Below are 26,513 nucleotides of genomic sequence, written 5' to 3' on the forward strand. Positions count from 1 at the left end.
CTGACCCGCCCCCGTGCGTGTAACGGCGTCAGTCGTCGCCGCCTTGCGCTTCCATCAGCATCCGGAGCATCCGCTCTTCCGACATATCGTCATGCATCGGGCGGTCGCCATCGGCGCCCATCAGCAGGGCCATCTGGTCCTCTTCCGGCTCGTCCACCTCGATCTGGGTCTGGTGGCTTTCGATCATCCGCTCGCGCAGGCCATCAGCGCTTTGGGTTTCCTCAGCAATTTCACGCAAGGAAACAACCGGGTTCTTGTCGTTGTCCCGGTCAATGGTCAGGGGCGAACCCGACTGAATTTCGCGCGCCCGATGGGCGGCCAACATTACCAGTTCGAACCGGTTCGGAACCTTGTCAACGCAATCTTCGACCGTCACGCGGGCCATCTGATACTCCATTCCGGACAGGAGGGGGATAAGAGGGGGCTTTTAGACCCCCTTCCTGAAAATGACAAGCGCCCAATACCCTTATTCCAAAGGTTTGATTGCATCACGGTCCTGAATGGACAGCGTTGCAAGCATCTGCTGCACGGTCTTGCCGGTTACAGGATGCCGCCAATTGGGGGCAATTTCAGCCAACGGAACCAGAACGAAGGCGCGGTCCTGCAAGCGGGGGTGCGGCAAGATCAGTTGGTCAGGCACTTGGCCTATTTGCGATTCGGGTTCTAGGTCCATCCAGTGCCGGTGCCCGGCATCATCGGGCAGAATCAGGTCTTCGACTGCCAAAAGATCCAGATCGAGCGTCCGCATCCCCCAGCGTTGCCGCCGCTCTCGACCAAATTGCGCCTCAACGCGATGCAGGGCCTGCAAAACTGACGCAACGTCATCTTTTGCCCCAATTTTCAGCGCGGCGGCAGCGTTCACATAGTCGGGCCCAACACCCGCCGGAAAGCATGGCGTCGAATACATTTTGCTTTTTGCATGTATTTCAAGGCCTTCCTCGGCCAATGCCGAAAGTGCCGCGAGAAGCGTCGCAACCGGAGGCATCTTGCCGAACGGCAGATTCGCGCCAAGTGCAATCAGCGCCAGCTTTTCGTTCGCGTCCATTTGAGCTACACTTTCGTATAGGTGCCGCGACACTTTCGTATCGGGTCGCTTGTCGATGCAGTATCACGACGCTACTTAGCCAGTTCCTAGGACGGCATCCATAGACCCAAATCAGTTTCGGACGCCGCACGGGGAAATGTTATTTCAAGGGGACGAAATACATGTTTTACAAGGACGAACGGCTTGCGCTGTTCATCGATGGATCGAACCTATATGCCGCTGCAAAGGCGCTGGGCTTTGACATCGACTACAAGCTGCTACGCCAGGAATTCATGCGCCGGGGCAAGTTGCTGCGGGCGTTCTATTACACCGCGCTTCTGGAGAATGACGATTATTCGCCGATCCGCCCGTTGGTGGACTGGTTGCATTACAATGGCTTCACCATGGTGACCAAGCCCGCCAAAGAATACACCGACAGCCAGGGACGGCGGAAGGTGAAGGGCAACATGGACATCGAACTGACCGTGAACGCGATGGAATTGGCCCCACGGCTGGATCATATCGTGCTGTTCTCGGGTGACGGTGATTTCCGGCCCTTGGTCGAAAGTCTGCAACGGCAGGGCGTTCGCGTTTCAGTCGTCTCGACCATCCGTAGCCAGCCACCAATGATTGCCGATGAATTGCGCCGTCAGGCCGACAATTTCATCGAACTGGACGAATTGCGCGATGTGATCGGGCGTCCACCTCGTGAACCCCGACCGATGGAAGAAAGCGTTGAAGCGGTGAAATAAGGAAAAGGGCGGGCCAGGGGACGGGCCCGCCCTTTCCGTTTCACATCAGGATGGCTAGGTAGGGGCGACAGACCTGACGGAAAAGCCGATGATCAAGCCATCTCTGACCCTATACTTGGCCGCGCCGCGGGGCTTTTGCGCTGGTGTGGACCGGGCCATCAAGATCGTGGAACTGGCGCTGCAAAAATGGGGCGCCCCAGTCTATGTGCGGCACGAGATCGTACACAACAAGCATGTGGTGGAAAGTCTGCGGGCGCAGGGCGCCGTGTTTGTCGAAGAACTGGACGAAGCCCCCGATGACCGCCCGGTGATCTTTTCGGCGCATGGCGTGCCGAAATCGGTGCCGGCCGAGGCGTCACGTCGGAACATGATCGCCGTCGATGCAACCTGCCCCTTGGTGACAAAAGTGCATAACGAGGCGCAGCGGCACCATGAGGACGGCTTGCAGATGGTGATGATCGGCCATGCGGGCCACCCGGAAACGGTCGGCACGATGGGTCAGCTTCCGCCGGGCGAAGTTTTGCTGGTCGAAACCGAGGGCGACGTGGCCCGCTTGCAGGTGCGCGACGCGGAAAAATTGGCTTTCATCACGCAGACGACGCTTTCAGTCGATGATACCGCGGGGATCGTCGCCGCACTGCAAGCACGTTTTCCGGGGATCGTCGGACCGCACAAGGAAGACATCTGCTATGCCACCACCAACCGCCAGGCAGCGGTCAAGGCAATTGCCGGGCGGATTGATGCTTTGTTGGTGATCGGCTCGCCCAATTCGTCCAACAGCCAACGGCTGGTCGAGGTGGGGCGCAGTGCAGGTTGTGCCTATGCGCAACTGGTGCAGGATGCCAGCGCGATTGACTGGCGTTCGCTGGAAGGCATCCGCGCCATCGGCATCACCGCCGGGGCCAGCGCACCCGAAGTGCTGATCAACGGCGTGATTGACGCCTTCCGCTCTCGTTATGATACGACCGTGGAATTGGTGGAAACCGCGCAGGAAAACATCGAATTCAAAGTGCCGCGCATCCTGCGCGAGGCGGTCTGATGCCCGAACTTTATGCCTATACAGACGGGGCTTGCAGCGGCAATCCCGGCCCCGGGGGCTGGGGGGTTCTGCTTCTGGCGCGCGAGGGCGACAAGGTTCTGAAGGAACGCACCCTGCAAGGTGGCGAGCGGGATACGACCAACAACCGGATGGAGCTGATGGCCTCGATCTCGGCCCTTGAAACGCTGGAGCGGCCTTCGACGATCATCGTGGTGACGGACAGCGCCTATGTAAAGAATGGCGTAACGGGCTGGATTTTTGGCTGGAAGAAAAACGGCTGGAAGACAGCAGACAAAAAGCCGGTAAAGAATGCCGACCTCTGGCAGCGGCTGGATGCCGCCCAAGCGCGGCACAAGGTGGAATGGCGCTGGATCAAGGGCCATGCGGGCCATGCCGAAAATGAACGCGCCGATGAACTGGCCCGGGCTGGTATGGCCCCCTTCAAACTTGGCCCCTCTAAGCAGGCTGGCGCATGACCCTAGTTCAAGGCCTTGATTATGCCGCCGTGGTCGTCTTTGCCCTGACCGGGGCCCTGGCCGCCAGCCGTTCGCAACTGGATGTGGTGGGCTTTATCTTCGTCGCCTGCCTGACCGCTGTGGGCGGCGGAACGCTGCGCGACCTGATCCTGAACCGTGAACCCTTTTGGGTGGCTGATCCAGCCCTTCTGCTGGTGGCCAGCGGTGCGGCCGTGCTGGTGTTTTTTACCGCCCACCGTTTTGAAAGCCGGATGCGAGCCTTGCTGTGGCTTGATGCTTTCGCGCTGGCGGTCGCCGTGCCGGCCGGGGTCGGCATCGCGCTGAACCATGGCGCGGGTTGGCCCATCGTGCTGGTGATGGGCATGATCACCGGCTGCATGGGGGGCCTCATGCGGGATGTGGTCTGCAACGAAGTGCCGGTGGTTTTGCGCCAAGGCGAATTGTATGTGACGGCGGCCTTTGCCGGGGCCGTGGCCGCGGTCATTGTCGCCGAATTGGGCGGAACCGCGCGCGAGGCATTACTGGCCTGCGCCGCCCTGACGCTGACCCTGCGGGCGGGATCGTTGGGCCTTGGCTGGCGGCTGCCAGTCTATAAAACCCGCCCGCCCCGGCCCGAAGCCCCGAAAAAGGGTGACTGATGGGCAAGCCCTTGCCGATGGCAGGGATGTGAGTTGCGCGAAAACTCGCTTTAAGGCAGGCTTTCAACATGTTGAAAATTGGCCTTTCCCTTGCTTTCATGTTGTCGATGGCCACCGCGCCCCTCTACGCGCAGGAGGCCTTGACCAAGGCTTTGCAGCTGGGCGCGGCGGGTGTCTGGCCCGAAGCCTTGGCACAGGCCGAGTTGGAAGGACCGATTGCACGGGACATCGTGGAATGGCAACGCCTGCGCGCTGGTCAGGGCACGGCAGCGGAATATGAGGATTTCCTGAGGCGCCGGGCCGATTGGCCGGGGATGCCGCTGTTGCACGAAAAGGGCGAAAAGGCCCTGGCCGAAACGACCGATGCGGGCCGGATCATCGCCTATTTCGCGGGCCGCTCCCCGGAAACCGGGGCCGGGTCTGTGGCCCTGATCGGGGCCTTTCTGACGACAGACCAGAAGGATGCAGCCTTGGCCGAGGCGCGTCGGGCTTGGGTGAACCTGCCCTTCGCCCCCGAGGACGAGGCAGCGATGCTGCTGCTGTTCCCCGAAATGCCGGTCGAACGGCATGAACAGCGGTTGGAACGGTTGCTCTGGGATGGCGATCTGACAGGGGCCAAGCGGATGCTGGGCCGGGTCGGTAAGGATTGGCAGGCGCTGGCGGCAGCGATGATTGCCTTGGGCGAACAAGCCGATGGCGTCGACGGGCTGATTGCCGCAGTGCCCGAACAGTTCAAGGATCATCCGGGATTGGCCCATGCGCGTTTCGACTGGCGGATGCGGAAAGACCTGTATGACGAATCGATCGACCTGATCCTTTCGCGTTCCCCCGATGCGGCGGGGCTGGGTCGCCCCGAGGTTTGGGCCGAACGGCGGGCCCTGTTGGCGCGCCGCCTATTGCGGCAGGGTGAGGGCGAAAAGGCCTATCAACTGGCGGCGAGCCATGGTCTGCAACCGGGTGGCGGGGCCAGCGCCTATGCCGATCTGGAGTTTCTGGCGGGTTTCATTGCTTTGCGGCGGCTGGATAACCCGGAACGCGCCTTGCAGCATTTTGTCCATCTGGAAGGCTCGGTCCAGACCGACATCAGCCGCAGCCGCGCGCTTTATTGGAAAGGCCGGGCGCTTGAGGCCGCAGGCAAAGGGCAAGAGGCTTTGGCCGCCTTTACCACAGCGGCCAGCATGCAGACCGCCTATTATGGGCAACTCGCCGCCGAACATCTGGGCCTGCCGCTGGATAAAGGTCTGCTGGACGACAGCGCCCCGCCCGATTGGCGCAATGCCGATTTCGTATCGTCCTCTGTGCTGGAGGCAGGCTTGCTGCTGATCCGTGCCGGGGACCGGACCTTGGCGAAACGCTTTCTGCTGCATCTGGCGGAAAGCCAGCCGAAACAGGGGCTGGAACAGCTTGCCGATATGGCCCTGCGGGTGGGCGAGCCACATATTGCCCTGCTGATTGCCAAACAGGCGGCGGAACGCGGGTTCATCCTGCCCCGCGCCTATTACCCTGCGCCCGAGATGATCCCGACCGACGGTTTGCCGGTCAGTCGCGCGCTGGCCTTGGCCATTTCCCGACGGGAAAGCGAATTCGACCCAAGGGCGCAAAGCCATGCCGGCGCACGGGGCCTGATGCAGGTCATGCCTGCGACGGGGGAAAAGGTGGCGAAACGCCTGAGCGTCGCCTTCAAGACCGCCGATCTGACCGAGGATCCAGCCAAGAACGTGACATTGGGTAGCGCCTATCTGGCCGAGATGGTTGAAGAATTCGGCCCCTCGGTCGCCTTGGTCGCCAGCGGCTATAACGCCGGTCCTGGCCGCCCGCGCCGCTGGATCGAAGAATTTGGCGACCCGCGTCGCGCCGATGTTGACATTGTCGATTGGGTTGAAATGATCCCCTTCAACGAAACCCGCACCTATGTGATGCGCGTGTCGGAAAGTCTGGTCATCTACCGCGCCCGGCTGAAAGGCCAAGTCGGCCCGGTCAGTCTGCGCGCAGAACTCAAGGGCGGCTGACCAGCCGCCCCGGTGCCCCGCGACGGGCATTCCACAGCGTATATAGTCCCGCCCCCACAACAACACAGGTGCCAAGGATAACCGGCAGACCGAGCGGTTCGTGATAGATGAAAATGCCGATCAGCGTGACCAGCACGATTTGCAGATAGGCAAAGGGCTGCACGGTTGCAGCCTCGGTCACTTCATAGCAGCGGATCAGCACCCAGTTGGCCACCAGCGCGATCAGCGCATAGGCAGTGGTCATGCCCCAATCCAAGGGCGTCATGTTCTGCCAGTTCGGAAGACCGATGGCCGACACCAGAATAGCCCCGATCACGCCCGACCAGAACAGGCTGACAAAGCCCGGCTCATCCCGCGTCGTCAGGCGTGTCAGCACCGAATAAAGTGCAAACATCAGTGCCGCCGACAGCGGCAGCAGCGAGGCAAAGGAAAAGACGCCCGACCCCGGTTGCAGGATGATCAGAACGCCGCTCATCCCGATGCCAATCGCCAACCAGTTCTGCCAAGTCACCTTTTCGCGCAGAATCGGCACCGACAGGGCCGCGATCAACAGGGGGCAGACGGCAAAGACGGCGTGGGAGTTAATCAGACCGATCAGCGTGTAGCCATAAACGATGACGCAGACCTCGGCGATCAGCAGACTGGCGCGGGCGATGTGCAGGAACGGATGATGGGTGCGGACAGCAGCGCGAAAGCCTTCGGGGCGGCGCAAGGCTAGCAGGATCACGAAACCGGCAAAGAACCAGTAGCGCACCATGATAACCATAAAGACATTGTAGGTTTCCGCCAGATAGCGGGAAAAGCCGTCCTGAATAGCGAACAGGGTGACGGCGGTCAGCATCAGGGCGATGCCCTTGCGTCGGTTCTGTTCGGTCATTGGGGCAGGTATCCGGCGGTCATATGCCGCTTATGCCCGTGTCCGGGCCGACGTTCCACCACGAAACCGGCATCCTGCAAGGAGCGGCGGACATGGCCGGCGGCAGCATAGGTGGCGAACGTACCCCCCGGTGCCGTGTGGCGGGCAACTTCGGCCATCAATTCGGACGACCAGAGTTCGGGGTTCTTGGCCGGGGAAAAACCGTCCAGAAACCAGGCATCCGCACGTCCCCGCCATTGGGGCAGCGTTTCGCGCGCGTCGCCTATGATGATTTCGGCGTGGATGCCTGGCAGATGGATCACCCGCGCACCCTTGGCCCATTGCTCAAGCAAGGGGTCGGCAAAGGCCGCAACGTCCGGAAAATGTGCCAGCGATTTCGCCATATCGACAGCATCCATCGGAAAGGCCTCGAAACTGGTAAAGCGCAGCAAACCCGGCCCCGCCCAAAGCTGCGCGGTGGCCAGCAGGTTCAACCCGGTGCCAAAACCCAGTTCCACAATATGAAACCCATCGCGCAAGCGTCCCGGCAGCCCATTGCCCGCATGAAAGACATGACCCGTTTCGGCTAGACCGTTGTTCAAGCTGAAATAGGGGTCATCGAACCGCAGGGAAACCGGCACCCCATCGCGCCAGTCCAATGCATCGCTCTGGTCGTTTCCCGTCATTCGCCCTACACCCGATCGCAGCGCAACATGGGCAAGGGCGGGCGGAATGTCCAGCAAGGCAATCTGGGTGATGGGGGCAGGCATCTTTGGCCTGTCCATCGCCTGGGAACTGGCGCAGCGCGGTGCCAAAGTCCGCGTCGTCGAAGTGGCGAGACCGGGTGCAGGCTCCAGCGGCGGGCTGGTCGGCGCAATGCAGCCGCATGTGCCAGAACAATGGAATGACAAAAAACAGTTCCAACTGGAAAGCCTGTTGATGGCACAGGCTTGGTGGCAAGCTGTCGAAGCGGCGGGTGGACAATCCAGTGGCTATGCGCGCTTGGGGCGGTTGCAGGCGGTCAGCGATGAGGTCGGGCTGGAATTGGCCCAGAGGCGCGCCGAATCGGCGCGCGAGCTGTGGCAAGGTCAGGCCGTGTGGCAACTGGTCCGCGCCACTGGCGGTTGGGAACCCCCTTCGCCCAGCGGCTGGCTGATCCGGGATACGCTCAGCGCAAGGCTGCATCCACGCATGGCTCTAACAGCGCTATTGGCCGCGTTGGCCAGCAAGTGCATTCAAGTGGAGGATGGGGACAGTCCGGGCGATGGCACCGTGATCTGGGCAACCGGGGTTGATGGATTGCGTGCGATGGGGCAAGGCGACGGGGTCAAGGGCCAAGCCCTATCGCTGGCCCTTGATCAGCGCAGGTTGCCACAGATCTATGCCGATGGTTTGCACATTGTGCCTCATGCCGATGGCACAATCGGCATCGGATCAACCAGTGAACGCACATGGGAGAATGCCCATTCCACCGATGGACAATTGGACGCAATGCATCAAAAGGCTATCGCCCTGCTGCCGGTTCTGGCCAAAGCCCCCCTCCTGCACCGCTGGGCCGGTCTGCGCCCGCGCGCCAAGTCACGTGCCCCGCTTCTCGGCCCTTGGCCCGGGCGCCCAGGCCATTTTGTCGCAAACGGCGGTTTCAAGATCGGCTTTGGCGTAGCGCCCAAGATTGCAACGACTATGTCAGAACTCATCCTAGACGGGTTTGACGCAATTCCGCCCTCCTTCCACACCTGATTCGAAGACCATTTTCAGCGCTGTCTGTATCTTTGCGCACAGACGGGGCCATATTCAGCCTGACAAAGTGCAATCACCGGACAGGCAACTGGCCCCACCAGCGCCTGAGATTTCCCCAGATCGTTTCCGGAGCTTGCCAGGGCCTCTGTTTCCCAGACTGCCTGCTCTCGCAATATTGGTCCCAACCGAGAGATCCTGCGGCTGATTCCCTTCAGCCGCAGGATGCAGGTTGGGCAAAGGCATCTTCATCTGAGTGTTGGGTTTCTGTGTCCAAGGGCACAGAAACAACCTCTGATTGAGTGTCAAACAGGCGACGCCAGTGCGTTTCTTGGCTTTGCAAGTTTCCCCCGATTCCCCCGCAATCCCGCCCGGACCTTGCCCATGCTTCTGGATTCCAGACAGCTTGCCCTTGTCCAACACCTGCGTCGCGCGCCGGTGTTTCAGGGATTGGAGCGCGGGCATCTGGACTATCTGGCCCGCCATGCCCGATTGGTCTCGCATGGGCGCGGCGCCACGATCCAATCGCAGGATGAAAGACCCACCCATCTGCGGCTATGTGTCAATGGTCGGATCGACAAACGGGTCTTCGGTCAAAACGGGCAAGACATTGTTGTTCGTACCTTTGGACCGGGTGGCATTTTTGGCCACGAATGCCTGGCAGACGATACAACGCCCACGCCCTGTGCGCATGTCGCAGCCGAGCCAAGCGCCACAATAGAGATCACCGCCGCCCAAGCGGAGCCTCTTCTGCAAGACCCACGCTTTGCCCGCGCCCTGCACGCCGATCTGGCGCGCGAAATTCAGGCGATGGACCGCTTCATCCGCCGCATGCTCGTCTGCAATCTTGAGGCGCGGATTGCCCATTACCTGCGTGACCATCTGACCGGCGACGACATTCTTCTGCCCGACAGCCAGCCGCGGATCGCGGCCAAGGTGAATGCCAGTCGGACACGGGTCAACATCACGCTGCAAAACTGGGTCAAGTCCGGCGAGATCAAGGTCAGCCGAAACCGCGTGACGATCCAAAGCGAACAGTTCTGGAAAAAGTATCTCGTGGAATGAAACCAGCCCGGAATCTGCATTCAACTGTTACCTGCGTAACAGGGCCTTGGCCCCGCCCTGTCGCATGGTCCGCCTTAGCCAAGGGGGCGGAACCGATGTATGCAGCAACCTTCTTTCACGATGCCGACGGCACCAGCGCCGTGGCCGAGATTGATCGGATCTGGCGGGCTGAATATCCCGCCCTGATCCGCCGCGCCCGCCGTTATGCAAGGGGGCAAGAGGATGTGGCCGAAGCCATGGTCGCCCAGACCGCCCTGCGCATTCTGGGCCATGTCCGCCGCGGGCAACTGCCCATCAGCAACATGGAGTCGCTGTTCTATGTTTCGTTGCGCAACACCGCGCTCGATTACTGGCGCGGCCAGAACCGCCGCCAGCGCACCTTTGAACCCTTTCCCGACCTGACCCCGGAAAGCGCCCGCGACACACTGGACGCCCCGGCGCAACTGCTCGCCCGGCAAGAAATGGACCGTGCCATGCGGGCGGCACGGCAGTTGGCCGCCCATCTGCGCGAGCTTTTTGATCTGCATATCGTCGAAGGCCGCTCCTACCGCGAAATCGCCGAAAGGCTGGACATCAGCGAGGCTTTGGCCCGCAAGCGGATGCAACTGGCCCGTCAGGCCTTGCGTCGTGCGCTGGATGATATTGACCCACCCAAGAAAGTGGCACCAACCGTTCACAACCCAAAGATGCGCGCGTCCTTTCCTTTTGACACACCGAAAAGCGCAAGGGGTTAGCCGATGTCCGGGACAGTGAATTCGCAGATCACCGATGCCGTCACCCAGACCAATGTCAATGTGGTGGCCTCTTCCCCGGCCGAAGCCTTGGGCATGCTTTACCAGATGGCGACCCATTCGGCGGGCCTTTCCCTGCAAAACGCGGTCAGCAGCCAGCAGAATCTGAACCAGATCGCCAATGCCGTCGTCGCCACCGCCGTCCGCGAGATCCTCGCCTTGGGCGGGGGAAGCAGCAGCTCGTCTTCGTCCAGCGGCGGCGGCGGCAAAACCACCTGACACCGTGAAACCCAGCGTCGGGGGGCGCGCGAACCATGTTCAGATTTCTAAAAAACCTGCGGAAAGAGCCTGAGATGGCCAATGCCATCGCGAATCCTTCTGCCCAGCTCGACAGTGATCTTCTGTCTGCCGAAGAGATTCTGGGCACTGTCGAAAAGGATGCAGAGGTCGCCTTGGAGGCGCCACTAACGGCCGCAGCGGCCAATGTTCGGCAGGCCGCAGCCAATGCCAAAAACGCGGGCAAGACGGTGCTGACCGGCGAGATCAATCCCCCCCCAGCGCCGCCCGTTTCGGTCTTGTCGGCCTATCGCCAGCGCAACATGGCCCCCCGCGTCAATCTGGCCGTGGACAATGCCGCGCCCAGTTCCAACTATCCCCGCCCCCTTGGCGGGTCCCCATTGACCGGCGGCCCCGTGGCCCCCGGCGGTCCGACGGATACCTCGGCGCTGAACCAGTCGGTGGTGCAAAGCATCCAGTTTACCAATGCCCAGGCCATTGACGCGGCCACGGCAATGATCGTGACGCCCGCCGATCAGATGATCGGTCAGGCCGCCGGTTTGGCAGCGCTGTCGTCGGCCCAGTATTACGACAGCATGACCAAGGTCGTCTTGGCCGCCCAGACCCGCATTCTGCAAAAGATCACGCAGGATGTGGTCGATGAAAACTACCTCCCGGCTTTGGAAGACAGCGGCATCTTGGCCGTCACCGAGATCCTTCTGGCCGGAGCCATGGCCGTCGCCGCAGCCGGTGGCGCGATGGAGGCCGCCAGCGCGGGCTTTGCCATCGGCCAATTGAACAAGGCCAGCGCCGCCAACCCCGTCCCGCCGATGCCGCAGGGCTGATCAGCCACGTTTTCCACGTATGAAAAAGGAACAGGATTATGGGTTTTGTTGCGGATGTGAACGAGGTCAAATGGCTGGTCGGATCGCAAGTCGATGACGCACGGCGTGTGATGCGCGAGGTGGACAGTTGCTATCTGATGCGCATTCTGGACCACCTTTTCGCACAGGGTGGGGCCATGCACGGCATTGGCAAACGCGCCCAAAAGATTTGTGATCAAGCCCGTGCAGTGATCGCCCAGCAACAGATTGCCCAACCTCTTCGGGCGGGTGCGAACCAGCCTTATGACGTTTTTGATATCTACAACATCGCCCCGCCCCAGCAGGGCGATGACCCCTATGCGCCAGCCAAGGCCCAGATCAGGCGACTGGCCACGATCAACATCTACAATGGCGACACCCTTCTAAGCCCCCTGGCCATCGGCGATTTCAGCAGTGCCTTTGCCGATATGCTGGGCGCATTGCCGGGGCAGAATGCGAACCCTGCACCCAACGCCCACTTGACCGAGTTGAAAACGCTTCTGGGCAGCCTTCAAGACCCGGTGGCGTTCAACCGCCTGACAAACCGTTCGCGTGTCTTTCGCCGCAACATCTTTGAACAGGGGCCGGATGTGGGGCTGGTCAACTGGTACCTGCCGCCCGAGGATGTGTTGGGCGCCATGGATCGGATGCTTGGCTACTACGAAACGGCCGATATCTCCGGATCGACCACGGACGCGCTGGGCGCCTTGGCAATGCTGTCGACGACTGTCGAGAACCCACATTTCATGCAGATCGGCACGGCGGATCAGATCCGTCACAGCATCGTCGAGATGATCAACAACGGCAGAGCTTTTGCTTCCTTCGCCACGATTGTCGCCCAGCAACATCATTCGCTGCCCGAATCTATGATGGCAATCAACCTGATTCCGCCTGTGGCGCTGCACCAGCAGGCGAACCAGAACGCCATTGATCGCTTCTATTCGCCCTATCTGACCAACAGTGATTTCGCTGCATTTGCTGCAATCTACACCGACTGGAAAGCCGCCCGCGCCTCCACGCTCAAGATTTCCAATATCGCCCCGAACGTGGCCTATACGCTGTTTGTTCTACAAGATGTCTATCAGATGCCCAACAAGCCGGAACTCCGGCATGAGGTCGGCCTGATTGTCGGCCTGTCATTGGTCGGTACGGCCCGTGCCGACAATGACCTGAACCCGAACATTTTTGGACGAAACGCCTACAATGCCTTTGTTGGCGGGCTGAATACCCCAGGGCCCGGCCCGGCCCCTTCGCTCCAACGACTTTCAGCCAGAATTCTGCCGGGGGCCGCCGCCGCCGCCCCGCTGATTAACGGGGCCTTCAACCCCTTGCTGGCTGGACGTGCGGCCGATGTTCGAACCGCCGTTACCAAGGGGATGATGTTACCCCCCGGGGTTCTGCAAAACGCAGCCAATTATGTCGAACTGATCGAACCCTTCGTCGGCAGCCCGATCTATGGCGTGGTGCAGACGGTCGCCGCGGCCTGATTTTCCCAGAACTCAAGGAGAAAAAAGATGATGGAAGAACGTTTGATGCGTCTTTGTGACGAGGTGGATCAGCTTTTGGCACAGGTGCTGGCCGACTGGTCGAATTCGATGGTGGACACCTATCGTCCAACCGGGTTCCCCTTTGATCGGCTGGCAGGTGAGTTGAACGAGGCGCGCAACGCGCTGTATCGCGGCTACCTGATCGTGGAGCCTGGCAGTCGTCGGCACCGTCGGCATGACGATAGCGAACCCGAGACGCTTCGGCGGACGATCAAGATCGACGTGGACGAAGAAGAAGTTTCTCCGTCGCGGCTTGGCCCGAAAAGCAAGAGGTAGCCGCCATGAGCCGGGCCGAACAAGATCTCCTACGGCTGTTGACCGTGGCGCGGGCCTGGCTTGACCGCGACCTTTCGGAAACGCAGGTTCTTCAACTTCTGACTTGGTTGCTTGAGACCGATGCCGCTGCCCCTGCGGGCAGCGACCCGGTGGGCAGCAACTTGGCTGCGGCCCGGGCTGCCATCCGGACCAACCGCCAAGCCACAGAAAACGCCATCAATGCGGTGATGAACGTGGCCCAACTGGATGCCCGCTCGGCCATTGCGCAAGCGGCGGCCATTGGCGGCTATCCCAACCCCGGCAGCCCTGCCGCCGTTGGTTATCAAGCGCCCGCGACAAATCATCACCACCCACCCCCTGCCATTTCCGGCGACCCCAAGATTGATGCGCTTCTGGCCGAGGCGCGCAATCTGGCGGATCTACGGGAGAGATCAGCCAGCCTTCCTGGCCCGGCAAACGCGGCCTTAGGCAGTTTTGCGGGGCGGCTGGAGCGGTTGATCGAAACGCAGGTCGCTGAACAAAGCCTGCGCAAGGCCGAGAAAGAAACTGAGGCTCTGGAGGCTAGGCTGAAGCGCGAAATTGCCGAACTGCGGGCAGAGACACTGGCCCTGCAAGCGGCACTGAAGAAAGACCTCGACCGCGAAATTGCGGCGGTCGTGCCCCCCGACGAACGCCTGCCAAAAGAGACGGAAAGACCGTCACATAGCGGCGGATGAAACGTCAACATCTTTGTTTCAACCTTCTGACATGAAAGGGAAATATCATGACAGCAGTGACGGCGGTGAATGATCGGATCACCGATGCGGTGACCCAGTCCAACGTGCAGGTCGTGGCCGATGGGCCCGCCTTGGCCATGGCCTCGGTCTATCAGACCATGGCCCATTCGACGGGTATTCTGCTGCAAAACAGCGTGGCCGCGACCCAGCAGCAGAACACACTGTCGCAGGCTGCGACGAACCAAGGCGTGATGCAGGTTTACAGCCTCGACACCACCGCAGCTGCCGCCTCGACGCAAAAGATCGGTCAGACCGGCACGCCCGACAGCATGGCGTCCTTCCTCGGCCTGATCGCCGCTTTCCAGCAGCCGCAGTCCTAACGCCGCTGCCGCCCCGCCCTTGGCAGGCTAACCCCTGCCATGAATGACCAAACCAACCCAACCAAGGAGAAAGACGATGACCTATCCGACCTCGGTCAACAACCAGATCACCGACGCCGTCACTCAGTCGAACGTAAAGGTCGTGGGCGAAGCCCCGGCAATCGCCATGGGCACGATCTATCAGACCATGGCCCATTCGACAGGCATCCTGTTCCAGAACGCCGTGGCCGCTGCCCAACAGCAGAATACGCTGGCGCAGGCGGCGGCGAACCAAGGCGTGATGCAGATCTACAGCCTCGACACGACCGCGACCGCCGGGGCGACCCAGAAGATTGGCACCGTCGGCACACCGGACAGCATGGCGTCGATGTTGGCTATGATCAACGCCTTCCGGCCCCAGCAAGCCTGACCCATCGTCACCGCAATTGGTGTCTGGATAAGGCTTGGCGAAGCCCCCGCCCCCAGTTGGGGCTTCGCTCCCTTCAATGCCAGATTAGGGCGCCGGTCAACTCATCATAGGCCTTGGCCAGGTTCTGAGCCTTTGCTGCCGCTTCCGCCTTGCCCTGCGCCAACAGCACGTTGCCCCGGATCCGCCAGATAAGCCCCGCCCACTGCCCCTCGCCCCGCTGGCCAAGCAAACGACAAGCCGCTTCGCTGTCCCGATCCGCCGCCTCCGCAGCGCCCAATACAAAATGAGCCTGCGCCACAATCGCCCGATATAGCGGCAGTTGCAGTTCAGCCCCAATGGCGCAGGCATGTCCCAAAAGCGCGTCCAAGGCCGCCACGCCTTCTGGTGTTGGCGTCTCGGAGATTGAAAAGACCTGCTCCCAGATCCGCCCGATCAGCTGCCAGAAACCCGCCCCTTGCCTGTCGGCCAAAGCAAGACCCTTGGCCAAATGTTCCCGCGCCAGATCGCTTGGTCCCGCAAAAAACAGCCCCGCCGCCCCAAAAATATGCAGCCACGGCAATTGTTGTTGCGCCCCTAACCGATCCAAATGCGCCAAGCCCTGCGCCAATGCCGCCTTCGCAGCCGCCAGATCGCCCCGTTGCGCATGGATATGCACCTCGGCCGACAGAATTGAAGCCAAAGGATCTGCCCCCACCTGCAAGAACAAATGGCCATGCACGGCCGGATCATATAACTCCCGCAAGGTTGCATTCGCCTGCTCTGACAAGGAAAAACGCCCCGAATACAGGCCAAAAGCCGATTCATTGACCAACCGTAAGATCTGCTGGGTCGCGTCGTCGGGAGCCGCCACTTCCCGCATCCGCTGAATAAACTCATGGCAGCCCTGCACCTCGCCCCCGATCATCCTTTGGGCAAACAGGCCATAGAGCGCCACCATCCGTTCCAGCCCGCCCCCGTCCGGTATCTCGGCCTCGGTTTCCAGCAACGCATAGGCGGCACCCACGTCAGGATGTGCAAAGCCCAATTTCTGCTGGCGGGCGGCCGCCAGATAGGTCAGCGCCGCCAGCCGGTGCCCCCCCGGCCTTTGAGCGGCTTGATCCAAATAGTGGATGGCCAGATCGAAATCGGCCCTTTGCAGAAAGGACAACCCCGCCCCCAGACAGGCCCGCGGCGCATTCGCCCCATCTTCGGCCGCCAGATAGTGATCGGCCAATGTTTCGGGAAAGCGTTGAACCCCCGCCGGGTCGCGCGCCTCCATCGCCAGCGCAAAAGCTTGATGCAAGGAGTGCCGCCGTCCGCCGGGAAGCATATGATAGGCGGCATCGCGCAACAGCCCGTGCACGAACCGCCAGCCTTCTCCACGTTGTTCAATCAGACCCGCCCGCAACGCCCCTTCCATTGCGCCGGCATCGGCCCCCAGCCAATCCAGTTGCGTCGCGGCGAACGAACGCCCGATCACCGCCGCCTTCAAAAGGCTGTCCTTGCCCGGGCCTTGGGCATTGATCAGCGCCTGCAAGGTCGCCTCGATCGTCTGGGGCAGGCCTGCTTGCCCCCCCTGCGCCGCCGCTTTCAGTGACAAAAGGAACAGCGGATTTCCCTCGGCCCGATCCAAAATCTGCTGTGTCTGATCTTCGGCCAACCCGCCATCCCCGATCAAAGCGGCGGCTTCCACACGGGTTAGCGGCGGCAGGTTCACCCTCTGCAAGCCCAGCGTTCCCGCCAAAACGGCCACCTCGGCATCCGGTCGACTGGTTGCCACCATCCGCGCCCCGGCGGGCAATTGTCCGGCCAAGGCCGAAAGCACCTGACGGCTGTCCTCATCCGCACCGTGCAGATCGTCAAAAACCAGCAGACCAGAATCATCGGCCAATTCATCCGCCAGCAGACGTGCCAGTGCCGCAATCCGGTTTGCCCGCCTTTGCGCCGGGGCGAGCCAATCGGGGGCGGTCCGGCCCATGACCTCGCCCAAGGCACTGATTTGGTCGGTGGTCAGGCCCCGGCCCGCAGCAGCATCTGCAAGATCACGCCCGGCCAGCCATTGCCCCAGCCAATCCGCAAACGGCAAAAGCGGACTGTTCTGCAAATTGCCGCGTGCCGAAACCCGGATCGCCCTGTTGTCGCCCAACGCCTGCAACAGGGCGCTTTTGCCCAGACCGGGCGGCCCACTGATCAGCCAGTTCCCACCTTTTTCCAAGGCGTCCAAAAGCGTTTTGCGCCCCTGCAATTGCGCAGGCTGGGCTAGGCGCGCTAACCGCCGCAGCCCCGTCACCCGCGCCATGGTCACTGGCTGCCGAACACCCTTGACCACCACGGCCTGCTTGCCCTCGATCAGCGGCATTGCCAGACGCTGTACGAAATCCAGCGTCGCCTGCGACACGATCACTTCGCCAGGTTCCGCCAGCCCCTGCAACCGGGCCGTCAGGTTTACGTCCAACCCGGTGATCTGCGGCTGGCGATGGTCTGGCGTCCCACGACACAGCACACTGCCGCTGTGCATACCAGCCCGAATGGCATGTTCTGATCCTGCATCCACCAGTTCAAGCGCGGCCGAAACCCCCGCCAAAGCGGCATCCTCGCCATCATGTGCCAGACCGAAACAGGCCAGAATCCCGTCGCCATAATGCTGCAAGACCTGCCCGCCGTGCCGCCCGACCACCTGAGCCGCACGCCGGTGAAAGCCCGACAAAAGCGCATCAAAAGCCTCCAGCCCCAGCCGCTCTGCCAGTTCGGTGGAACCGGCCAAATCGGCAAACAACAGCGTCAGGATCCGCCGATCCATCGCCTGTTGGTCCGGGCTGGAACAATCGTCCATCAGCCCCCCTGCCGGATGAAAGCCCGCGCCTTGGCGGCATTCAGCATCTGACCCGAGGCAAAGGGATTGCCCAGCGACCAACTGCACCAGATGCGGAAAGCGCCAGGCAGACCCTCGCCACCCTCCAGCGGGCGGAAAGCCTGATCGACGGGCGCAAAACCATTCGGGTCAGGATCGCTGACCTTCACCCGCGCATGAACGGGGGCCACGAAGGCCTGCGCCATTTCCAGATTAAAGGCATTGTAGCGCAGCACGCCATTGGCCTTGCGGGTGACAAAGGTCAGGTCAAGCATGTCGGAAATTGCCCCGAAAGCCGGATGCGTCGAAAAGGCCCGCATGTCGGATTGCTGTTCAAACTCTGCCTCGATCCTCATCCCCTTGTCGTCACTTGCCACAAAGCGCGAATCCGTCACAGTGATTTCTGCGGGGCTTTTCGGCATTGCATACCAAAATTTGCCTGCCCATATGGCTGTCTTGTTATTGACATACAGCTTGCGCGGATAAAGCAACGGCGCGCGGCCGCCCTGATCGGTCAGCGTATAGGGAATGGCATAGGTCGCCTCGCCATAGGGCGACATGGCGGTAAAGCCGGGCAGGAAGGAACCCCGCACGTTCTGATAACGGCAGAAGGACAGCCCTACCGGATGCATTCCGGGCGGCGCGCCGGGGGCCGGGCCCAGATGAATACCATCGGCCAACAAGGCCTGAACCTGCTCCCGTGGCAAATAATAGAACATGAACCAGCCGGTCATTTCCCCACGGGCAAAGAAAGGCGTCAGCGGCCAACTGGTGCGAGAGATGGAATTGCTTAAATAGGCGGCCTGATCATTCACTGTGCTTGCATCGGGGATGTCATCGGCCCCGACATTCGGCAGATCGACGCCCGTTACGGCGCTGGCCGCCGCAATGCCGGACATCGTCGCCCCCTCCACACAGCCCGCGTTCATCCCGCAGCGTGTCCAGTCACCCGCCAGAAACAGATTGGGAAAACCGCTTTCGTCGGGCGCAAGCCGGTGAAAGACGCTGCCTGTCACCGACAGAACATAACGTTCCGACCCGAACATGTTCACCCGCAGATATTGCTGGTCAAAGGCATTCTTACCCGACGGATAGAAAATCCCACCGTCTAGGCCCTTGCCTTTTTTCGCCTTCGGCCAGATCGTTGTCAGATCGCTGGTATTCCAGCCCCGCACCCTTTGCGTAAAATCCTCCAGCGTTTCGCCATCCGGTGCCGGCGCGCAGAAATAGGCCAGCGACTGTGGCCCCTGATCCGCCCAATCCTCACGCGGCAGCAGATGGGACATATCGGCCCAGGTATCCAAGGGTTCGGCAAAGCCCGTGATCACCGTCTGCATCGGGCTGGGCGGCAAGGCCCGTGCCGCATTGTGCTGCGCCACAAGACCGTCCCAACCCAATTCTTCTGCCGTCTGGTTCAGCCAGTATTGCGCCGCATGGGTGCCCACCGTCTGCACCTTTTCCAGCATCTTGGCCCAGCGGGGCGAGGCCTCGGACAATTCCGGCGTCAGATAGGGCAAAGATCCCAAGGATGCCCCCAGAACCACCAGATCGAAATCTTCACCCCGTTCCAGATAGTATTCCGTCCCCGTCGGCGGCGATTCCTCGGATTCGAAATCCACGCCCAGCGCCTTGAGCTCTGCCCCATTGGCCAACTGATCCCATTGCGGTTCCGATGGCCAGCAAGGCAGCCCTTTGACATCCACCAAAGGCTGATACGTCCCCGCCTTGACCTTGGCCTGCCGCACCATGCGGATCGACTGCACCGCCGTCTTGTCGCTGTTCAGATGCAGTTCCCGCGCCGCGTTGAAAAACTCGAACCGCACCCCCATCGCCGACAGAACCTGATAATAGGGCCCAAAGATCGTATCCCCCATCCCCGCCTGCATCTTGTGAAAGATGGCCGTCGAATAGGTAAAGATCAGCCGCGCCATCGCGCGGATCGCCGTGCCTGCCCCAACATCGCCCTGCCGCTCGGTGTTCCCCTTGGCAAAGCCAAAGACAAAATCATAGCAGCCCCGGATCGCCACGTAATCCACCGCCTTTTGGCTCGCGCCGTTCATCCGCAGCCAATCGGTGAATTCCCATTGATCCAGAATGTCATAACCCGAAACGAACGTGTCCGAAGTCACCACCCCATGACCATAGGCCAGCATGATCTCCAGCAGCATCAGCGCCCGCCGATAGCCGTCATCCTCCATGTTCGCCGGAGTCTCTGCCGCTTGAACCGCCTTTTGCGCCGCGCGGATCAGGTCGGCCAAAAGGTTCGTATCCGCCGGCGCATGTTTCAAACCATCGGCCGCCATTCCCAAGGCATGGCTATGAACCTTTTTCACCGACAGATGCAGACCGGGCGGTGCCTTCAGGCCCAGCGCGTTTTCCGAAAGCTCGTCCTTCTCTAGAAATTCGGCGGCGATCCCCAAGATCCGTTGCAGCATTGCAAAGGGACCGGGCACCTCGGTTTCGCTGCCCACGGGCCGGTCATTGGTCGGCAGATCAATCACCCAAGGCCGCCATGTGCTGCCCACATTTTCCGCGAGGAACAGATGCGAAAGCGGCTTGAAGGCCTGATCAAAGCTGCCCAAAGGTGCATCCGCCGCCCGCAGGCCAAGGCTGTTCAACTGATCATAACAGGCCCGCATGTTGCGAAAGGCGTTGTCATAGAACCCCGCCCAGATATGCAGGCCATGTTCCTCGATCCGCTGGCCATGCTCGGCATTCCGTCCGCTGGCGCCTTTCCCCCCGATCCGCCAGCCCAGCTGATAGACCGTGATGTCGTATTTCGTCTGCCAATCGGGGGTTTGCGTGATCGCATAGACCGTTGTGATGGCCCCAACGCCGCCGCCGATGACGGCAATCTTCTGTTTCTGCATGAACAGGCCTGTCCGTTCCGAGGTTCTGATACGGCCCTGCTGGAAACGGGAAACACGCCACTGGACACACGGGCAAGAGCCTGCGGCGATATGGGCGGGGCAAAACGGCGATTTTGGGGCATTTCGGGCCAGTTTGCCGGAACAGGCTGTTGATTGGTCGGGGTGAAGCTGCCATGGCGGGCCATTCCTTGCGAAAGGCTCGTCATGTCATTCACGGAACTTTCTGCCTTTCCTCTGTTCCAGGGCATTGATCCCGCCCTGTTGCCCCGCCGCCCCGCCCGCCGTTTCGTGGCGGGCCAGCAGGTCTATCAGCGGGACGATCCGGGGGGGGACGTGTTCTTTCTGGGCAGGGGACAGTTGCTGGCAGTCTATCTGGCCGAGGACGGACGCGAGATCGTCTTTGGCCAAATGCAGCCGGGCAGCCATTTCGGGGAAATCGCGGCCCTGGATGGGGGCGGGCGGTCGCTGGCGATCTACGCGCGGTCTGCCGCTGAATGCTTCGTGCTGACGGGCCCCGAATTCCGCGCCCTGCTGGACAGCCAGCCCTTGGTGCGGGAGCGGATGTTGCAGCATCTGGCAGCGATGGTGCGGCGGCTGACGGCAAGGGCCTGGCAAGGCAGCGCCCTGACGGTGGCCGAAAGGGTGCAGGGTCATCTGGCGGCGCTTGCCCTTGCCTTGGGGGTCTTTCGTGCTGGTGGCGTTCTTGAGAAGGCCCCGACCCATGCGGAACTGGCCGCCAGTCTGGGCGTGAACCGCGAAGCGGTCAGCCGGGCAATGTCCGCCTTGGCGCGCTCCGGGGCGATTTCAGGGGGACGGGGGCGGATCGTGATCCTGCAACCCGATCTGCTGCTGTCGGGGCGCGGCTAGACCCAGCGGCGGAAGGTGATCGAGGTCGGCCTGTCAAAGCCGGGATGCGCGGTCATCCCCACCTGCTGAAAGCCCAGCGCCGCAAAGGCCGCATGGTTTTCGACCAATTCCACCCGGCTTTGCAGCTCCAGCGCGGGCAGGCCCAAGGCACGGGCGCGGGCTTCGGCCTTGTCGATCAGGGCACGGGCCAGACCTTGGTTGCGATGGGCGCTGTCGACGGCGATCTTGCCCAGATACAGGCAATCCTGACGCGGCGTCATAAAGATGCAGGCCACGGGCGGATCACCGATCACCCAGACCTCGGCGCCTTCCGCCTGTCGGGCAATGTCGGCCGTCGTCAGGCTGTGCATCGACGAAGGCGGGTCGATCCGCCCCTCCATCCCGGCAAAGGCCGTCTGGATCAGCCGCAGGATCGCGGCCCAATCGAACGGGGCATGGGCCCGATAGGGCCATGCCTGCGTATCACTGGAAACGGGGCGCAGCAGCGTGAGCATGGCGAAATGATGAAACCGGCAAGGCCATCGGTCAAGCCTGATGGAATCGCACCCATATCTTGTGGATAAGGGGCAGGAAACCGCCATGGGCAGGCCATTCCGATTGACAGAACCCTGTCCGAACCCAACGATGCGGCCCTGTCCGAGGGAATCAGAAGGCCCGCGCCTTGCGCTTTACCAAGCTTCGCCTGAACGGCTTTAAAAGCTTTGTCGACACAACCGATCTGGTGATCCATCCGGGTCTGACCGGCGTTGTCGGGCCAAATGGCTGTGGCAAGTCGAACCTGCTCGAGGCTTTGCGTTGGGTCATGGGCGAAAACCGGGCCAGCGCCATGCGTGGCGAGGGGATGGAGGATGTGATCTTTGCTGGGGCTTCCACCCGCCCCGCCCGCAATTTTGCCGAGGTGGCGCTGATCATCGACAATGCCGAACGACTGGCACCTTCCGGGTTCAACGAGGCGGACCAGATCGAAATCACCCGCCGCATCACCCGCGATGCGGGGTCAGCCTATAAGGTGAACACCAAAGATGTCCGCGCACGCGATGTACAGATGCTGTTCGCCGATGCCTCAACCGGGGCGCATAGCCCGGCCTTGGTGCGACAGGGGCAGATTGCCGAACTGATCAATGCAAAGCCGAAATCCCGTCGGCGGATCCTTGAGGAAGCGGCGGGGATCAGCGGGCTTTACCAGCGCCGGCACGAGGCGGAACTGCGGCTGAACGCGACGGAACAGAATCTGGCGCGGGTGGATGACGTGCTGGAACAATTGGCGGGCCAGTTGGCCACCCTGGCGCGGCAGGCGCGGCAGGCGGCGCGCTACCGCGAAATCGGCGAGGAACTGCGTCGGGCGGAAGGGGCCTTGCTGTTCCGGCGCTGGGCCGAGGCGGATGCCCTGCGCCTGTCGACCGAGGAAGCCCTGCGCGCGCGGATCATGGCTGCGGCGCAGGCCGAGGGGCAGGCCCGCGAGGCAGGGGTTTTGCGGTCCCGCGCCGAGGCCGCGATGCCCCCCTTGCGAGAGGAAGAGGCGATTGCCGGGGCGGTTCTGGCGCGTCTGACCTTGCAACGCGATCAATTGAACGCGGACGAAGCGCGGGCCTTGGCGGCGATTGCCGATCTGACGGGACGCATTGCCGCAATAGCACGCGACTTGGACCGCGAGGCGGGGCTGAACCGCGATGCGGGGGAAACCATCCAGCGGCTGGAATGGGAACAGGACCAACTGCTGAAGGCGCATGAGGGACACGAATCCCGCCTGGCCGAAGCGGTGGAAGCCGCACGGCAGGCGGGAGCAGAACTGGCGGGGCGGGAAACAGCCCTGTCGGAACGCACCGAAGACATGGCGCGACTTTCGGCGCGGCACCAATCGGCGCAACGTCTGATGGTCGAGGCGCAGGGCGGGCTGGACCGCGCCTTGGGGGAAGAGGCCAAGGCGCGGTCTGCCGTGACACAGGCCATTGCTGCACGGGATACGGCAGGTGCCGCCTATGCCACGGCGGAACAGGCCTCCAAGGCGGCTGCCAAGGCTGCTCTGGACGCGGATCAGGCGCTGACAGCGGCAGAAACCGCGCGGGCCGAGGTGCAGGGCCGCGAGGCCGAGGCGCGGGCGGTGCGTTCGGCCGCCGAAGGCGAGGCAAATGCTCTGCGTGCCGAAGTGGCGGCGCTCGCGCGGCTGGTGGAACGGGAATCGCAGGCGGGCGCGCAGGTTCTGGATCTGGTGCAGGTCGAACCGGGGTTCGAGGCCGCCTTGGGGGCCGCCCTGTCGGATGATCTGCGGGCCCCCTTGGCCAAGGGCGGTTCCGGCTGGGTGGCGCTGTCGCCCTATGCCGTCGATCAGCCCCTGCCCAAGGCGGCAGAACCCCTTTCCCAGCATGCCAAAACCCCCGATGTCCTGCACCGCCGTCTGGCGCAGATTGGCCTTGTCGCTCGCGATCAGGGGGCCGGTTTGCAGGCGGCCCTTCTTCCCGGTCAACGCCTTGTTAGTCTTGAAGGCGATCTTTGGCGCTGGGACGGCCTGACCACGCGCGCCGAAGATGCCCCCTCGGCTGCCGCCATGCGCTTGCGACAGTTGAACCGCCTTGTCCAATTGAAGCGCGATCTGGAAGAGGTTGCCGCCACTGCCGAGGGGGCACGCCAAGCGCATGATCTCCTGCATCAACGCTTGGCCGAACTAACCCGCGCCGATAGTGCGGCCCGCGATGCGCGCCGTCAGGCCGACCAACGCGCCACCGAAACCGCCCGCGCGGCCTCGCGGGCCGAGGCGGAACAGTCGATGGCGGCCAGCCGTGCCGAAAATGCGGAACTCTCGGTTCTGCGTTTCGTGGCCGAGGCGGAACAGGCGCAGATGCGGCTGACCGAGGCCGAGGCAGGGCAAAAGGATCTGCCCGATCTGGAAGCAGCAAGGGCAGCGGTCGAAGCGGAAAAGACCACGGTCGAGGCAGCGCGTCTGGCGATGATCGCGCGGCGCACCGCGCAGGATGAACTGCGGCGCGAGGGCGAGGCGCGGGTTCGGCGTCAGCAAGAGGTGACAAAGGAACTGTCCGGCTGGCGACACCGCTTGGACACGGCGGAAAAGCGCGCCTCTGAACTGGGTCAGCGGCGGACGGATTCGGAAACGGCGCTTGCCACAGCGCAGAAAGCGCCCGCCCAGATTGCGACTGAAAAGGCGAAACTCGTCGAGGCCATCGAATTGGCCGAAACCCGCCGCGCCAAGGCCGCGGATGCCTTGGCCTTGGGCGAGACGACATTGCGCGAGGCGCAATTGACAGAGCGCGAAGGCGAAAGGCTGGCGGGCGAGGCACGCGAAGCGCGGGCGCGGGCCGAGGCGCAGGTCGAGGCGTCCAAGGCCGGTGTAGCGCTGGCGGAACACCGGATCGACGAAGAACTGGAAACCGATCCGGCAGGGCTTTTGGCAAAGCTGGGCGGGGATCCGGCGGCGATGGGCGATGTGGCGCATCTGGAATCCGAGGTGAACCGCCTGAAACGCCAGCGGGAAGCCTTGGGTGCGGTGAACCTGCGCGCCGAAGAGGATGCGGCCACCGTTCAGCAGGAACATGACACGCTGAAACAGGAAAAGCTGGACCTTGAGGAAGCGATCAAGAAGCTTCGCGCTGGGATTGCCGGGCTGAACCGCGAAGGGCGGGAACGCCTGCTGACCGCCTTTGAACAGGTCAACGCCAGCTTTGCCACGCTGTTCACCCATTTGTTCGGCGGCGGCGAGGCGCGGCTGGTGCTGGTGGAAAGCGATGACCCGCTGGAGGCTGGGCTTGAAATTATGTGTCAGCCGCCCGGCAAAAAGCTGTCCACGCTGTCGCTTTTGTCGGGCGGGGAACAGACTCTGACTGCCATGGCCCTGATCTTTGCCGTCTTTCTGGCCAACCCCGCCCCGATCTGCGTGCTGGACGAGGTGGACGCGCCTTTGGACGACGCCAACGTCACGCGCTTCTGCGATCTGCTGGACGAAATGACCCGCCGCACGGAAACCCGCTTTCTGGTCATCACCCACCACGCCGTCACCATGGCCCGCATGGACCGCCTGTTCGGTGTCACCATGGCCGAACAGGGTGTCAGTCAGTTGGTCAGCGTCGATCTGACCAAAGCGGCGGCGATGGTGGCCTAGGCGGCCTGACGTCCGCGCGCCAGCAAGGCACCAAAGAAGGATTTTCGAGTCGTTGGTGCCGCTTTGGCAGACGAATTGGGCAAAGACTGAAGCAAGCGCGCGACTTTTGCCTCTAGATCAATGTCAATGCTCAACATCAGTCCCTTTTCAGTCAGCATGGCGACCACGGCGGGATCGCAGCTGTGCACCCGGCGATGGAAACGCCGCAAGCCAGCTTCGTCCAATGCCAAAAGTGTCTTGGCATAGGGCTCATTAAAGCGCACCCCACCGACCTTTGCCTTGTAGTGGGCGGTAGCGACCCAATGCTCAACATCATCGCCGTGGAAATGAAGATGCCGCAAAGCCGGATGGAACGGCTGCCCTTCTGTCGTCGTGTCACCGATTTTGGCGAAATGCACGCTCGGCACCATGTCCGGAACACCTGTTCGGAAGAATGATTTGCCCAAGCGATGGCTGACCATCCCCCGGTGCAATGCCGGCGCAAATGGCCCAAACAACTGCTGGATCAGCGCCGGATCGGTGATCTGGCCGCGAAAATGCACCGAACGATAGATCCGGTCGCCCTTGGGCGTGTCGCCGGGCATTGCTTCGAAAGGCTGTGCTTTGACCGTTGCCAGATGCGCGGGAACATCGTCCAGTAACTCGTCGACTGGCAGGTCACTTAATAGAAACTCATCGGCATCGATATGCAGAAGCCAATCCAGACCACAGCCGAGATAGGTTTTCATCAGCACCTGGCGTTGCCGCTCTGTGTGGCGAAATGGCCGCTTGCCGGACAGCCCATTCCAAAACGACTCATCGCAGCGCGTCACCACGACACCTTGCGCCGCCTCCAGCACATCGGCGGCAGGGTCGGTCGGGTCGTCAAAGAACAGATAGACCCGCTCGGCCCCCATCTCTTGGTGATGGGCGACATAGGCCAAAACCTCGTCCATCGGGTTCTTCAAAAGGGTGCAGGTGCCCCAGCTTGCCATGTTTGACTTCCAATATGAATGGGACCGCACAAAGGGCAGCTTTGCGAGCCTTTGTGGAAAGTCGCCG

General features: G+C 62.0%; 25 protein-coding genes. 17 read left to right on the forward strand and 8 right to left on the reverse strand.

Annotated elements, in window-relative coordinates:
• Positions 1 to 28: 28 nt before the first annotated feature.
• Together rpoZ and folK are read right to left on the reverse strand one after the other, a co-directional pair.
• Complete coding sequence (gene rpoZ / locus IE095_RS15775; RefSeq protein WP_189412818.1) at positions 29 to 385, reverse strand: DNA-directed RNA polymerase subunit omega; 357 nt, start codon at positions 383 to 385, stop codon at positions 29 to 31.
• Between the two features lie 81 nt (positions 386 to 466).
• A complete protein-coding gene (gene folK, locus IE095_RS15780; protein ID WP_189412820.1) occupies positions 467 to 1,045 on the reverse strand; it encodes a 2-amino-4-hydroxy-6-hydroxymethyldihydropteridine diphosphokinase in 579 nt (192 codons plus the stop codon).
• A 161-nt stretch (positions 1,046 to 1,206) separates the two neighbouring features.
• Here folK and IE095_RS15785 point away from each other — a divergent pair, with 161 nt between their 5' ends.
• The 5 genes from IE095_RS15785 (at position 1,207) to IE095_RS15805 (ending at position 5,938) form a co-directional block, all read left to right on the forward strand.
• Positions 1,207 to 1,776 (forward strand): LabA-like NYN domain-containing protein, encoded by a 570-nt coding sequence (locus tag IE095_RS15785; RefSeq protein WP_189412822.1) that lies wholly within the window; start codon positions 1,207 to 1,209, stop codon positions 1,774 to 1,776.
• A gap of 88 nt (positions 1,777 to 1,864) precedes the next feature.
• Complete coding sequence (gene ispH / locus IE095_RS15790; RefSeq protein WP_189412824.1) at positions 1,865 to 2,815, forward strand: 4-hydroxy-3-methylbut-2-enyl diphosphate reductase; 951 nt, start codon at positions 1,865 to 1,867, stop codon at positions 2,813 to 2,815.
• Positions 2,815 to 3,291: a ribonuclease HI gene (rnhA, locus tag IE095_RS15795; protein WP_189412826.1), complete on the forward strand. Its 477-nt coding sequence runs from the start codon at positions 2,815 to 2,817 to the stop codon at positions 3,289 to 3,291. The genes ispH and rnhA overlap by 1 nt, the downstream gene beginning before the upstream one ends.
• Entirely contained in the window at positions 3,288 to 3,929 is a 642-nt protein-coding gene (locus tag IE095_RS15800; protein WP_189412828.1) for a trimeric intracellular cation channel family protein, read from the forward strand. Before rnhA ends, IE095_RS15800 begins: the two co-directional genes overlap by 4 nt.
• A gap of 68 nt (positions 3,930 to 3,997) precedes the next feature.
• Entirely contained in the window at positions 3,998 to 5,938 is a 1,941-nt protein-coding gene (locus tag IE095_RS15805) for a lytic transglycosylase domain-containing protein (RefSeq protein ID WP_189412830.1), read from the forward strand.
• On the opposite strand, the gene IE095_RS15810 is transcribed toward IE095_RS15805, so the two are convergent.
• Positions 5,925 to 6,815 carry a DMT family transporter gene (locus tag IE095_RS15810; RefSeq protein WP_189412832.1) on the reverse strand — a complete coding sequence of 297 codons (891 nt, stop codon included), beginning with the start codon at positions 6,813 to 6,815 and terminating at the stop codon, positions 5,925 to 5,927. The genes IE095_RS15805 and IE095_RS15810 overlap by 14 nt on opposite strands.
• Complete coding sequence (gene mnmC2, locus IE095_RS15815) at positions 6,812 to 7,480, reverse strand: tRNA (5-methylaminomethyl-2-thiouridine)(34)-methyltransferase MnmC2 (protein ID WP_189412834.1); 669 nt, start codon at positions 7,478 to 7,480, stop codon at positions 6,812 to 6,814. The genes IE095_RS15810 and mnmC2 overlap by 4 nt, the downstream gene beginning before the upstream one ends.
• 46 nt (positions 7,481 to 7,526) lie before the next feature.
• On the opposite strand from mnmC2, the gene IE095_RS15820 reads away from it, so the two are divergent.
• The 10 genes from IE095_RS15820 to IE095_RS15865 all read left to right on the forward strand — a co-directional run bounded on the left by IE095_RS15820 (position 7,527) and on the right by IE095_RS15865 (position 14,794).
• On the forward strand, positions 7,527 to 8,534 hold the full coding sequence (locus IE095_RS15820; RefSeq protein ID WP_189412836.1) for an NAD(P)/FAD-dependent oxidoreductase: 1,008 nt from the start codon (positions 7,527 to 7,529) through the stop codon (positions 8,532 to 8,534).
• 381 nt (positions 8,535 to 8,915) lie between these two features.
• The gene (locus tag IE095_RS15825) at positions 8,916 to 9,596 is read left to right on the forward strand and encodes a Crp/Fnr family transcriptional regulator (protein WP_189412838.1); all 681 of its coding nucleotides are present in this window, start codon (positions 8,916 to 8,918) and stop codon (positions 9,594 to 9,596) included.
• Positions 9,597 to 9,691: 95 nt separating this feature from the next.
• Complete coding sequence (locus tag IE095_RS15830) at positions 9,692 to 10,330, forward strand: RNA polymerase sigma factor (RefSeq protein WP_189412840.1); 639 nt, start codon at positions 9,692 to 9,694, stop codon at positions 10,328 to 10,330.
• 3 nt (positions 10,331 to 10,333) lie between these two features.
• Complete coding sequence (locus IE095_RS15835) at positions 10,334 to 10,606, forward strand: RebB family R body protein (RefSeq protein WP_189412842.1); 273 nt, start codon at positions 10,334 to 10,336, stop codon at positions 10,604 to 10,606.
• Between the two features lie 74 nt (positions 10,607 to 10,680).
• Positions 10,681 to 11,448: a hypothetical protein gene (locus tag IE095_RS15840; protein WP_189412844.1), complete on the forward strand. Its 768-nt coding sequence runs from the start codon at positions 10,681 to 10,683 to the stop codon at positions 11,446 to 11,448.
• A gap of 38 nt (positions 11,449 to 11,486) precedes the next feature.
• The gene (locus IE095_RS15845) at positions 11,487 to 12,953 is read left to right on the forward strand and encodes a hypothetical protein (protein ID WP_189412846.1); all 1,467 of its coding nucleotides are present in this window, start codon (positions 11,487 to 11,489) and stop codon (positions 12,951 to 12,953) included.
• 27 nt (positions 12,954 to 12,980) lie between these two features.
• Entirely contained in the window at positions 12,981 to 13,289 is a 309-nt protein-coding gene (locus tag IE095_RS15850; protein ID WP_189412848.1) for a hypothetical protein, read from the forward strand.
• A gap of 5 nt (positions 13,290 to 13,294) precedes the next feature.
• Positions 13,295 to 14,005 (forward strand): hypothetical protein, encoded by a 711-nt coding sequence (locus IE095_RS15855; RefSeq protein ID WP_189412850.1) that lies wholly within the window; start codon positions 13,295 to 13,297, stop codon positions 14,003 to 14,005.
• A 47-nt stretch (positions 14,006 to 14,052) separates the two neighbouring features.
• On the forward strand, positions 14,053 to 14,385 hold the full coding sequence (locus IE095_RS15860; RefSeq protein WP_189412852.1) for a RebB family R body protein: 333 nt from the start codon (positions 14,053 to 14,055) through the stop codon (positions 14,383 to 14,385).
• A 76-nt stretch (positions 14,386 to 14,461) separates the two neighbouring features.
• A complete protein-coding gene (locus IE095_RS15865; protein ID WP_189412854.1) occupies positions 14,462 to 14,794 on the forward strand; it encodes a RebB family R body protein in 333 nt (110 codons plus the stop codon).
• Between the two features lie 73 nt (positions 14,795 to 14,867).
• Here the strand turns inward: IE095_RS15865 and IE095_RS15870 are convergent, their stop codons facing one another.
• Together IE095_RS15870 and IE095_RS15875 are read right to left on the reverse strand one after the other, a co-directional pair.
• Positions 14,868 to 17,606, reverse strand: a complete 2,739-nt coding sequence (locus tag IE095_RS15870; RefSeq protein ID WP_189412856.1) for an adenylate/guanylate cyclase domain-containing protein — start codon at positions 17,604 to 17,606, stop codon at positions 14,868 to 14,870.
• A complete protein-coding gene (locus IE095_RS15875; RefSeq protein ID WP_189412858.1) occupies positions 17,606 to 20,494 on the reverse strand; it encodes an NAD(P)-binding protein in 2,889 nt (962 codons plus the stop codon). The genes IE095_RS15870 and IE095_RS15875 overlap by 1 nt, the downstream gene beginning before the upstream one ends.
• 204 nt (positions 20,495 to 20,698) lie before the next feature.
• Here IE095_RS15875 and IE095_RS15880 point away from each other — a divergent pair, with 204 nt between their 5' ends.
• Positions 20,699 to 21,361 carry a Crp/Fnr family transcriptional regulator gene (locus tag IE095_RS15880; protein ID WP_189412860.1) on the forward strand — a complete coding sequence of 221 codons (663 nt, stop codon included), beginning with the start codon at positions 20,699 to 20,701 and terminating at the stop codon, positions 21,359 to 21,361.
• Here the strand turns inward: IE095_RS15880 and IE095_RS15885 are convergent.
• Positions 21,358 to 21,855, reverse strand: coding sequence for a GNAT family N-acetyltransferase (locus IE095_RS15885; protein WP_189412861.1), 498 nt, complete (start codon positions 21,853 to 21,855; stop codon positions 21,358 to 21,360). The genes IE095_RS15880 and IE095_RS15885 overlap by 4 nt on opposite strands.
• 167 nt (positions 21,856 to 22,022) lie before the next feature.
• Here IE095_RS15885 and smc point away from each other — a divergent pair, with 167 nt between their 5' ends.
• Complete coding sequence (smc, locus tag IE095_RS15890) at positions 22,023 to 25,472, forward strand: chromosome segregation protein SMC (RefSeq protein ID WP_189412863.1); 3,450 nt, start codon at positions 22,023 to 22,025, stop codon at positions 25,470 to 25,472.
• Here smc and IE095_RS15895 read toward each other — a convergent pair.
• Positions 25,469 to 26,407 carry a glycosyltransferase family 2 protein gene (locus IE095_RS15895; protein ID WP_189412865.1) on the reverse strand — a complete coding sequence of 313 codons (939 nt, stop codon included), beginning with the start codon at positions 26,405 to 26,407 and terminating at the stop codon, positions 25,469 to 25,471. The genes smc and IE095_RS15895 overlap by 4 nt on opposite strands.
• Positions 26,408 to 26,513 lie beyond the last annotated feature (106 nt).

This window comes from Neogemmobacter tilapiae, assembly GCF_014652215.1.
GTDB classification, from domain to species: domain Bacteria; phylum Pseudomonadota; class Alphaproteobacteria; order Rhodobacterales; family Rhodobacteraceae; genus Neogemmobacter; species Neogemmobacter tilapiae.

What these genes read in the sequence shown, in the direction of transcription:
- mnmC2 (WP_189412834.1), bottom strand. Translation starts at nt 7,480, where the DNA reads ATGACGGGAAACGACCAGAGCGATGCATTGGACTGGCGCGATGGGGTG.
- folK (WP_189412820.1), bottom strand. Translation starts at nt 1,045, where the DNA reads ATGGACGCGAACGAAAAGCTGGCGCTGATTGCACTTGGCGCGAATCTG.
- IE095_RS15860 (WP_189412852.1), top strand. Translation starts at nt 14,053, where the DNA reads ATGACAGCAGTGACGGCGGTGAATGATCGGATCACCGATGCGGTGACC.
- rnhA (WP_189412826.1), top strand. Translation starts at nt 2,815, where the DNA reads ATGCCCGAACTTTATGCCTATACAGACGGGGCTTGCAGCGGCAATCCC.
- IE095_RS15885 (WP_189412861.1), bottom strand. Translation starts at nt 21,855, where the DNA reads ATGCTCACGCTGCTGCGCCCCGTTTCCAGTGATACGCAGGCATGGCCC.
- IE095_RS15825 (WP_189412838.1), top strand. Translation starts at nt 8,916, where the DNA reads ATGCTTCTGGATTCCAGACAGCTTGCCCTTGTCCAACACCTGCGTCGC.
- IE095_RS15800 (WP_189412828.1), top strand. Translation starts at nt 3,288, where the DNA reads ATGACCCTAGTTCAAGGCCTTGATTATGCCGCCGTGGTCGTCTTTGCC.
- IE095_RS15895 (WP_189412865.1), bottom strand. Translation starts at nt 26,407, where the DNA reads ATGGACGAGGTTTTGGCCTATGTCGCCCATCACCAAGAGATGGGGGCC.
- IE095_RS15830 (WP_189412840.1), top strand. Translation starts at nt 9,692, where the DNA reads ATGTATGCAGCAACCTTCTTTCACGATGCCGACGGCACCAGCGCCGTG.
- IE095_RS15805 (WP_189412830.1), top strand. Translation starts at nt 3,998, where the DNA reads ATGTTGAAAATTGGCCTTTCCCTTGCTTTCATGTTGTCGATGGCCACC.
- IE095_RS15875 (WP_189412858.1), bottom strand. Translation starts at nt 20,494, where the DNA reads ATGCAGAAACAGAAGATTGCCGTCATCGGCGGCGGCGTTGGGGCCATC.
- IE095_RS15810 (WP_189412832.1), bottom strand. Translation starts at nt 6,815, where the DNA reads ATGACCGAACAGAACCGACGCAAGGGCATCGCCCTGATGCTGACCGCC.
- IE095_RS15855 (WP_189412850.1), top strand. Translation starts at nt 13,295, where the DNA reads ATGAGCCGGGCCGAACAAGATCTCCTACGGCTGTTGACCGTGGCGCGG.
- IE095_RS15785 (WP_189412822.1), top strand. Translation starts at nt 1,207, where the DNA reads ATGTTTTACAAGGACGAACGGCTTGCGCTGTTCATCGATGGATCGAAC.
- IE095_RS15865 (WP_189412854.1), top strand. Translation starts at nt 14,462, where the DNA reads ATGACCTATCCGACCTCGGTCAACAACCAGATCACCGACGCCGTCACT.
- IE095_RS15820 (WP_189412836.1), top strand. Translation starts at nt 7,527, where the DNA reads ATGTCCAGCAAGGCAATCTGGGTGATGGGGGCAGGCATCTTTGGCCTG.
- IE095_RS15845 (WP_189412846.1), top strand. Translation starts at nt 11,487, where the DNA reads ATGGGTTTTGTTGCGGATGTGAACGAGGTCAAATGGCTGGTCGGATCG.
- IE095_RS15870 (WP_189412856.1), bottom strand. Translation starts at nt 17,606, where the DNA reads ATGGACGATTGTTCCAGCCCGGACCAACAGGCGATGGATCGGCGGATC.
- IE095_RS15840 (WP_189412844.1), top strand. Translation starts at nt 10,681, where the DNA reads ATGGCCAATGCCATCGCGAATCCTTCTGCCCAGCTCGACAGTGATCTT.
- rpoZ (WP_189412818.1), bottom strand. Translation starts at nt 385, where the DNA reads ATGGCCCGCGTGACGGTCGAAGATTGCGTTGACAAGGTTCCGAACCGG.
- IE095_RS15850 (WP_189412848.1), top strand. Translation starts at nt 12,981, where the DNA reads ATGATGGAAGAACGTTTGATGCGTCTTTGTGACGAGGTGGATCAGCTT.
- ispH (WP_189412824.1), top strand. Translation starts at nt 1,865, where the DNA reads ATGATCAAGCCATCTCTGACCCTATACTTGGCCGCGCCGCGGGGCTTT.
- IE095_RS15880 (WP_189412860.1), top strand. Translation starts at nt 20,699, where the DNA reads ATGTCATTCACGGAACTTTCTGCCTTTCCTCTGTTCCAGGGCATTGAT.
- IE095_RS15835 (WP_189412842.1), top strand. Translation starts at nt 10,334, where the DNA reads ATGTCCGGGACAGTGAATTCGCAGATCACCGATGCCGTCACCCAGACC.